The 707-nt window shown below is 57.7% G+C and carries 1 protein-coding gene; it reads right to left on the bottom strand.

The genetic code is table 11. The features are described 5' to 3' along the window. Window positions 1-103: 103 nt before the first annotated feature. Window positions 104-661 (bottom strand): suppressor of fused domain protein, encoded by a 558-nt coding sequence (locus RY113_RS18440; RefSeq protein WP_315915838.1) that lies wholly within the window; start codon window positions 659-661, stop codon window positions 104-106. Between the last annotated feature and the right edge of the window lie 46 nt (window positions 662-707).

Genomic DNA, 707 nt, shown 5'->3' on the forward strand with positions numbered 1-707 from the left:
GTATGCGGGACGTCCAGCTTGATGGGGGCGTTTTCCCGATCAAAATGGGTCGTTCGTGAAAGGCGGGTCAACCATCGGACGCGTATCTCGCCTCCTAGGCTTGTCAGACGGCGGACGGCCGGCTGACATCAGATGGGTCCCAGTCGAGTTTCCAGAAGGCCTCAAGTCCGTGATCGTGGATATATCGGCGCTCTGTTTCGTAGATCGGATAGAGGCCGCAAATGTTGACTGGCAGAGCCTCCCCGACGTTAATGTCGGAGTAGCCCGAACGGTCCAGAACAGCGGGTGCAAAGATAACAAAGGCGGACATTTCGGAATCGGGAGCGATCCTCTCGCCGAAGTTGATCGTGTCGCCGTAGTGGAATGGATTGTCGCCACGTTGGACCTCTCCGATGTGCCCGAGGGCAAGCGGCCAGCTGAGATCATCGGACTTCACACTGATGCACAGCTCTGGCCTGCCGAATTGCCAATGGGGGTGGTCGGCCAGGCTAACGCCGTAGCTGATGCCAGTGAGAAACCCGGCTTCGGGAATGTCGTCATAGACGATTACAGTCACGCCGGGCAAGCCGGGATGTGTGGTTTCGACAGGGAAGAACCGCGGCTCAATCCCTCCGCTTAGACGGTCAAGGTGGGCGAGAAACTGATCAACACGAGTGGTCACATCGCCACACTAGCAACACTTCGTTTGACGAGTGCGAACGAGAAGG

The sequence above is a fragment of the Arthrobacter sp. lap29 genome (genome assembly GCF_032458965.1).
GTDB lineage: Bacteria > Actinomycetota > Actinomycetes > Actinomycetales > Micrococcaceae > Specibacter > Specibacter psychrochitiniphilus.